Here is a 6,884-nt window from a genome sequence, read left to right on the forward strand (position 1 = left end):
CTTGAAGCCATAATAAAAAAAGCTTTAAATTTAAAGCTTTTTTGTTTTTTGCTTATCTAAAAACTACTGCGATTGTTAGAATCCAGTTAAGAACAGAAACTACAAGTCCTACGATGTTGAGAATTTTTTCTGTTTTATAGTCCAGTCCAGATTCTTTTTGGTATGAAAAAGCCAAAACCAATCCTATGATCCCCAAAATCAGACTCACTATTGGAGAAAGCAAACCAAGGACGATAGATAAGATACCTAAAATAAGTGAAGGTTTTTTCTTTTCTTGTGAATTCATATTATAAAATCTCCTTAAAATTAATATAAATGATGATACCATAAAATGCTAGCTTTATCTATCATTCGACAGATTTTTACAGAATGTTAGCTAGTCTTCACTTTCCCTTTCCAAGAATCCAAGCCATAAGAAAGAATATAAATCTCAGAAAAACCTTGTTTTTTCAAGTAAAGAGCTGCATTTGTAACTCGTTGCGCACGTTGGTTTTCGTAGAGAAGGACAGGTTTATCTTTACGAAGGGCTGCAAGACTAGTTTTCAACTGACTTGAAGGAATATTGCGTGCACCAAGGATATGTTTTCTGTGGAATTCTGCTGGGTCGCGCAAATCAATCAATTGACCCGTACGAATCAAGGCTTCAAACTCCTCATTGTCCACAATTTTAGCCGCACGGCGAATACGAAGATAGTTAAAGCCCATCCACGCCAACATTGCTAGTATAAGTGCCCACAAAATCCAAGTAACCATTAGTTCTTTTCTCCATTTTTCTCAATATAATCCAATTCTACCTTGTGCTCTCTGCGAAGAACTGCTTCTGCCTCTAGATAGTCTAATTTATCCATCAACCCTGCATCGTAAATCCGAGATAGTTCCAACTTCATCAGTTCAATATCATATAAGCGTTTTCCCATGTAAACAATAATACCAAATCGTTTGAGGAATTGCTGCACATCATAGAATGTTTTCATAAGACTCATTCTAGCAAAATTTTGTGTTTTTTTCAAGAAGAGACTCACACAATGCTCCTTATTTTCCTATCTTCTTTAGCGATTCTAAGGCAAGTATGGTACAATAAAAACATGAGAATTCAACAATTACATTATATTATCAAAATCGTCGAAACTGGCTCCATGAATGAGGCAGCCAAGCAACTCTTTATCACTCAGCCCAGTCTCTCCAATGCAGTGCGAGATTTGGAAAATGAAATGGGCATTGAGATCTTTATCCGCAATCCCAAGGGAATCACCTTGACCCGTGATGGGATGGAGTTTCTCTCTTATGCCCGTCAGGTTGTCGAGCAGACCCAGCTTCTGGAGGAACGCTATAAAAATCCTGTCGCCCACCGCGAACTATTTAGCGTTTCGTCTCAACACTATGCCTTTGTGGTCAATGCCTTTGTCTCTTTGCTCAAGAAAAGCGATATGGAGAAATACGAACTCTTCCTTCGTGAAACTCGGACTTGGGAGATTATCGACGACGTCAAGAACTTCCGCAGTGAGGTCGGGGTCCTCTTCTTAAACAGTTACAACCGTGATGTTTTAACCAAGATGCTGGATGACAATCACCTGCTAGCCCACCATCTCTTCACAGCGCAACCACATATCTTTGTCAGCAAGACCAACCCTCTGGCAAAGAAAGACAAGGTGAAACTGTCTGATTTGGAGAATTTCCCTTACCTCAGCTATGACCAAGGGACGCACAACTCCTTCTACTTTTCAGAAGAGATTCTTTCTCAAGAACACCACAAGAAATCCATTGTGGTCAGTGACCGTGCCACCCTCTTTAATCTCTTGATTGGTTTGGATGGTTATACCATTGCGACAGGGATTTTGAACAGCAACCTAAACGGAGACAATATCGTTTCTATCCCACTGGATATTGATGACCCGATCGAGCTGGTCTATATCCAGCATGAGAAAACCAGCCTATCTAAGATGGGCGAACGCTTTATCGACTATCTACTAGAAGAAGTTCAGTTTGATAGTTGAGAAATGATAAGAACCAATATGTAGGCTAGCAACAACCTGCACATTGGTTCTTTTTACTTATAATTAAAAGTTTCCCCTGCCAACTTATCAGCTAGCTTGGGAAAGAGAGTATAAAACTTATGGGCTAGGTTCAACAAAATCGGGAGATTGAGTTCTCGTTTATTTTTTCCTATAATCTTGACAATCTTTTTAGCCACTGCATCTGCCTCTAAGAGGAAGCGGTCAACCGATTTAAGATAAGTTCCATCTGGGTCAGCTTGGTCAAAAAATCCTGTTCGGATTGGACCTGGATTGACTGTTGTCACATAGACTCCATAGGGCATAAGTTCGAGTCGCAGAGCATTTGAAAAACCAATAGCCGCAAACTTGGTCGCTGAGTAAAGACTAGACTTGCCAGTAGCTATTAGACCTGCCATGCTGACGATGTTGATGATATGCCCTTTGCTGCTTTCCTTCATACGAGCCGCAAGGTGACGAGACAGATTCATCAGGGCAAAGGTATTGACCTCAAACATCTGGTGAATGTCTTTATCAGCAATTTGGTCAAATCCCTCAAAAATCCCGTAACCAGCGTTGTTAATCAAGACATCAATCTTGCCATAGCGGAGATAAAGATCAGTTACCAGAGCTTCTAGGGCTGAATCGTCGGTAATATCAATTTCAATCAATTCTGCATGGGAATAATTTCCGTAGAGTTGGGCTAATTTTTCCTTATTTCTACCAAGCAAGATGAGTTGGTCATTGGGCAGGAGTTTGACCATTTCTTGAGCTAGACCACCGCTAGCTCCGGTAATGAGAATAGTAGGCATACTTATCCTTTCTGTGACTGCTAGATTTCCACTTCTTCCAAGTCTTTGACCACATGGACATTTTCAAAAATTGTGGCAGCGTCCTTCTTGAGTTTGCTTATATCTTTTGAGAGGAAACGGGCACTGATATGGTTGAGTAGGAGGCGTTTGGCACCTGCTTCTACCGCTACTTGTGCAGCTTGCATATTAGTTGAGTGACCATGGTTACGAGCAATTTTTTCATCACCCTTGCCATAAGTGGACTCATGAACTAGGACATCTGCATTGACAGCCAGACGCACACTGGCATCCGTTTTTCGAGTGTCTCCTAAAATAGTGATAATCTTACCTGGACGTGGCGCTGAGATATAGTCTGCTGCCTTGATTTCAGTTCCGTCTTCCAAAACAAGATCCTGGCCGTTTTTGATTTTACCAAAAAGCGGGCCGAACGGAACACCAGCAGCCTTGAGTTTTTCAGCATCCAGCGTACCTTCTAGATCCTTTTGCATGACACGATAGCCAACACAGAAAATAGTGTGGTCCAGCTCCTCTGCATACACAGTGAATTTATCGGTTTCGAGAATTTTACCCAGAGAATCTTGGTCAAACTCATGGAAATGAATGCGGTAGGGCAGACGAGAACCTGACACACGAAGGCTGGTTAAGACAAATGACTTGATTCCTTGAGGTCCGTAGATTTCCAAATCTGTCTGCTCTTCATTGGCCTGAAAGGCACGGCTAGAAAGGAAACCTGGCAAACCAAAAATGTGGTCTCCATGCAGATGAGTAATAAATATTTTGCTGACCTTACGTGGTCGAATTGTGGTTTCCAGAATGCGATTTTGCGTACCTTCTCCACAGTCAAAGAGCCAAACTTCGTTAATCTCGTCCAAAAGTTTCAGGGCGAGACTTGAAACGTTGCGAGCTTTAGAGGGCTGACCAGCCCCCGTTCCTAAAAATTGAATATCCATTCGATACTTTCTAATTAATCAATATATAACATGGCTGTGCGGTTTTCCGATCGGAAATAGCGTTTGCCAGAAAAAGCAGCAGCTTCTTGCAATAAATCCTCTTGGCTGTAGCCTTTGAGACGTTTTCGACCATCAGCCAATCTTTCCAAATCAGTCAAAGCTGTGAGACTTTCTAGGCTGACAACTTCCTCGTCCTCGACAGGCTTCATGTAAATCTTACCAGACTCTTCAAAGACTAATTGATGGGGGAAAATTTGCGCAATTTCAAAGAGCAAGTCATCCGAGATTTTCTCCTCATTTTCAGAGAAAATCCGACCAAAGCCGTCACTCTCATAACAAAAACCAAAGGATTTACCAGACAGATTAAGCCGAATAAAAGACTTATTTTCTAGGGTGAAACTTGGCTCAGTATTGTAGAGATTCAGTTCCTGACTGAGTTCTGCAAAATAATCCGTCGCAGCCTGAGGACTCTTTTTCTGATAGAGTTCTGCAAAGTAGGCATTAACAACACTTGGCGGAGGTGTAATAAGTGTTAACTGCTCCTGCTCTGTTTTACCAGCTAGAAGCTGATCCAGATAGACCTTGTCCAGACTTGTATAACCTCCATACTTTAGAGCCAAAGTTTTAATATCAGTCATAAAATTCTTCTAACCTCCATTTATTTTTCTCGGAAATGTAGCCTGTAATCACTTCGCTGTCTTCCTGATAATCACGTTCTTCAAGAATCGCAACACTCTCTAAATCATGAATCTTGTAGGACTTTGAAAAAGGCACTCGCAGGGTAAATGCTTCAAAAATTTCCTTAATCTTATCTAGCAATAATGCTTGCAAGTTTTCACGACTGTCCTCAGACTTGGCAGAAATGAGGGTATATGGCGTTTGGGTAGGCGTGAAATCCTCCACCAAATCCGCTTTATTATAAAGCGTCAAGTGAGGAATATCTTCCATGTCCAGGTCTTTCATGATGGAGAGAACCGTTTTTTCATGCTCCTCGTGGTAAGGATTGCTAGCATCGATAACATGAACCAGAAGGTCCACATGCTTGCTTTCTTCCAAGGTTGACTTGAAACTGGACACCAACTCTGTCGGCAAATCTTGGATAAAGCCAACGGTATCTGTCAAAGTTACTTGGAGATTGCCTCCTAGATGAATACTCTTGGTTGTCGCATCCAGAGTCGCAAAGAGCTCATCTGCTTCATACTGGGTCTTACTGGTCAAGATGTTCATGATAGTTGATTTCCCAGCATTGGTATAACCAATCAAACCAATCTTAAAGGTGCTAGACTCCAAACGTTTTTCTCTGACAGTCGCACGATTTTTCTCAACCACCTTAAGCTGGCGCTCGATATCCGTGATTTGATTGCGAACGCTACGACGGTTCAGCTCCAGTTGGCTTTCACCAGGACCACGGGAACCAATTCCCCCTGCCTGACGGCTGAGCATAATCCCCTGACCAACCAAGCGAGGCAAGAGGTATTTGAGTTGGGCTAGGTGGACTTGGAGCTTCCCTTCATGGCTTCGAGCCCGCATGGCAAAGATATCCAAAATCAACTGCATACGGTCAATGACCTTAACACCGAGAACTTCCTCTAGATTGACATTCTGCCTTGGGGTCAGACGGTTGTTGACGATGACAGTAGTGATTTCTTCTGCATCCACCATAAGCGCAATCTCTTCCAACTTACCAGAGCCGACGAAGGTCTTGGAATCATATTTTTCACGTTTTTGTCTGTAGCTATCTACAACGACTGCCCCTGCCGTTTTCGCTAAACTAGCCAATTCTTCCATGGAGAGGTCAAAACTGTCCATACCCTGCAATTCCACACCAATCAGCAGGACCCGCTCCTCTTTTTTCTCCGTTTCAATCATCTAAAAACTCCTCTATCTGGCTTAAAATGCGGTCTTGTACACCAGATTCTCCAATCTGATAAAAGGTGACCTGCATGCGATTACGGAACCAGGTCAGCTGACGCTTGGCAAAACGACGAGTAGCCTGTTTGAGACTCTCACGAGCTTCCTCCAAGGTCTGCTCTCCACGGAAATAAGGAAAGAGTTCCTTATAGCCAATTCCTTTAGCAGCCTGTACATTAGGGGAATGGTCAAACAGCCACTTGGCCTCATCCAAAAGCCCAGCCTCAAACATCAAATCCACTCGGTGGTTGATACGCTCATAAAGTTGACTACGTTCATCATCCAAGCAGATAATCAGCGGTTCATACAAAATCTCTTGATTTTCCAATTCCTGACCAAAATGGGCAATTTCCAAGGCACGCATCGCACGACGACGATTAAACTGAGGAATTTTAAGGTCTGCTTGCTCCACCAGATGAGCTAATTCCTCATCTGTATAAGGCTCCAAGCTAGCCCGATAGGCCAAAATCTCCTCATGGGGAGTCTCCCCACCTAGGTGGTAACCTTCTAGCAAGCTCTGGATATAAAGTCCAGTCCCACCAGCGATAATGGCCAGCTTGCTACGGCTGTGAATATCCTCAATAGCCATCTTAGCTTCTGAAACAAAATCAAAAGCCGAGTAAGACTCGGTTACCTCTCTAACATCGATTAAATGATGAGGAACAGTTTCCTGCTCTTCTGGACTAGCCTTAGCCGTCCCAATATCAAGTCCTCGATAGACTTGCTGACTATCACCGCTAACCACTTCGCCATTAAAACGCTTGGCCACTTCAATGGCAAGGGCTGTTTTTCCAACAGCAGTCGGTCCAACAATCACAATTATTTTTGTTTTCATCTTTTTTCCTTGAAAAATTCCCATTTTTTCGTTACTATTATTATAACACAAAAAGGTCAGTCAGAAAAATGTGACCTCTTGAGGGGGCTGGCTGATTAAGAAGATAAAGGAGGAAGACTCATGGCTAAAGGATTCGCTAAAGGTCTTGTAACAGGTGTCGCAGGAACTGTTGCTGCCGTTGCAGGTGCAGTATACGCATTTAAAAAGAAAGTAATCGAACCAGAAGAGCAAAAAGCAGCTTTCATCGAAGAAAACCGTAAAAAAGCAGCTCGCCGTCGCGTGTCACGTTAAGAAACAAAAGAAGTTGGGATTCATTGTCTCAACTTCTTTTTCTATTCTTTTATACTCAATGAAAATCAAAGAGCAAACTAGGAAGCTAGCCGCA

At 42.5% G+C, this 6,884-nt stretch carries 10 protein-coding genes; 2 read left to right on the top strand and 8 right to left on the bottom strand.

The window, feature by feature from the left end:
- Positions 1 to 52: 52 nt before the first annotated feature.
- The 3 genes from HT693_RS09780 to HT693_RS09790 form a co-directional block, all read right to left on the bottom strand.
- Positions 53 to 286, bottom strand: a complete 234-nt coding sequence (locus tag HT693_RS09780) for a hypothetical protein (protein ID WP_001088017.1) — start codon at positions 284 to 286, stop codon at positions 53 to 55.
- 86 nt (positions 287 to 372) lie between these two features.
- On the bottom strand, positions 373 to 753 hold the full coding sequence (locus HT693_RS09785; RefSeq protein ID WP_000259256.1) for a rhodanese-like domain-containing protein: 381 nt from the start codon (positions 751 to 753) through the stop codon (positions 373 to 375).
- Positions 753 to 1,022, bottom strand: a complete 270-nt coding sequence (locus HT693_RS09790; protein WP_000051787.1) for a YqgQ family protein — start codon at positions 1,020 to 1,022, stop codon at positions 753 to 755. The genes HT693_RS09785 and HT693_RS09790 overlap by 1 nt, the downstream gene beginning before the upstream one ends.
- Before the next feature lie 63 nt (positions 1,023 to 1,085).
- Here HT693_RS09790 and HT693_RS09795 point away from each other — a divergent pair, with 63 nt between their 5' ends.
- Complete coding sequence (locus tag HT693_RS09795) at positions 1,086 to 1,994, top strand: LysR family transcriptional regulator (RefSeq protein ID WP_001222592.1); 909 nt, start codon at positions 1,086 to 1,088, stop codon at positions 1,992 to 1,994.
- Positions 1,995 to 2,047: 53 nt separating this feature from the next.
- Here HT693_RS09795 and HT693_RS09800 read toward each other — a convergent pair whose 3' ends face one another.
- From HT693_RS09800 to miaA, 5 genes are read right to left on the bottom strand one after another with little or no spacing between them, the layout of a single operon-like run.
- Complete coding sequence (locus HT693_RS09800) at positions 2,048 to 2,803, bottom strand: SDR family oxidoreductase (protein ID WP_001142141.1); 756 nt, start codon at positions 2,801 to 2,803, stop codon at positions 2,048 to 2,050.
- A 20-nt stretch (positions 2,804 to 2,823) separates the two neighbouring features.
- Positions 2,824 to 3,753: a ribonuclease Z gene (rnz, locus tag HT693_RS09805; RefSeq protein WP_000354336.1), complete on the bottom strand. Its 930-nt coding sequence runs from the start codon at positions 3,751 to 3,753 to the stop codon at positions 2,824 to 2,826.
- A 14-nt stretch (positions 3,754 to 3,767) separates the two neighbouring features.
- On the bottom strand, positions 3,768 to 4,391 hold the full coding sequence (locus HT693_RS09810; RefSeq protein WP_000129720.1) for a cystathionine beta-lyase: 624 nt from the start codon (positions 4,389 to 4,391) through the stop codon (positions 3,768 to 3,770).
- A complete protein-coding gene (hflX, locus tag HT693_RS09815; RefSeq protein WP_000573198.1) occupies positions 4,384 to 5,622 on the bottom strand; it encodes a GTPase HflX in 1,239 nt (412 codons plus the stop codon). The genes HT693_RS09810 and hflX overlap by 8 nt, the downstream gene beginning before the upstream one ends.
- Positions 5,615 to 6,499 carry a tRNA (adenosine(37)-N6)-dimethylallyltransferase MiaA gene (miaA, locus tag HT693_RS09820; RefSeq protein ID WP_172925142.1) on the bottom strand — a complete coding sequence of 295 codons (885 nt, stop codon included), beginning with the start codon at positions 6,497 to 6,499 and terminating at the stop codon, positions 5,615 to 5,617. Before miaA ends, hflX begins: the two co-directional genes overlap by 8 nt.
- A gap of 120 nt (positions 6,500 to 6,619) precedes the next feature.
- Between miaA and HT693_RS09825 the strand changes: the two genes are divergently transcribed.
- Entirely contained in the window at positions 6,620 to 6,790 is a 171-nt protein-coding gene (locus tag HT693_RS09825; RefSeq protein ID WP_001051780.1) for a DUF3042 family protein, read from the top strand.
- The last annotated feature ends 94 nt before the right edge of the window (positions 6,791 to 6,884 follow it).

Origin of the sequence: Streptococcus sp. 2154 (genome assembly GCF_013277255.1) — a bacterium.
GTDB lineage: Bacteria > Bacillota > Bacilli > Lactobacillales > Streptococcaceae > Streptococcus > Streptococcus pseudopneumoniae.

Bases quoted from the DNA above. Each gene is read 5' to 3' on its own strand.
- HT693_RS09780 (WP_001088017.1), bottom strand. From the start codon at position 286: ATGAATTCACAAGAAAAGAAAAAACCTTCACTTATTTTAGGTATCTTA.
- HT693_RS09785 (WP_000259256.1), bottom strand. From the start codon at position 753: ATGGTTACTTGGATTTTGTGGGCACTTATACTAGCAATGTTGGCGTGG.
- HT693_RS09795 (WP_001222592.1), top strand. From the start codon at position 1,086: ATGAGAATTCAACAATTACATTATATTATCAAAATCGTCGAAACTGGC.
- HT693_RS09800 (WP_001142141.1), bottom strand. From the start codon at position 2,803: ATGCCTACTATTCTCATTACCGGAGCTAGCGGTGGTCTAGCTCAAGAA.
- rnz (WP_000354336.1), bottom strand. From the start codon at position 3,753: ATGGATATTCAATTTTTAGGAACGGGGGCTGGTCAGCCCTCTAAAGCT.
- HT693_RS09810 (WP_000129720.1), bottom strand. From the start codon at position 4,391: ATGACTGATATTAAAACTTTGGCTCTAAAGTATGGAGGTTATACAAGT.
- hflX (WP_000573198.1), bottom strand. From the start codon at position 5,622: ATGATTGAAACGGAGAAAAAAGAGGAGCGGGTCCTGCTGATTGGTGTG.
- miaA (WP_172925142.1), bottom strand. From the start codon at position 6,499: ATGAAAACAAAAATAATTGTGATTGTTGGACCGACTGCTGTTGGAAAA.
- HT693_RS09825 (WP_001051780.1), top strand. From the start codon at position 6,620: ATGGCTAAAGGATTCGCTAAAGGTCTTGTAACAGGTGTCGCAGGAACT.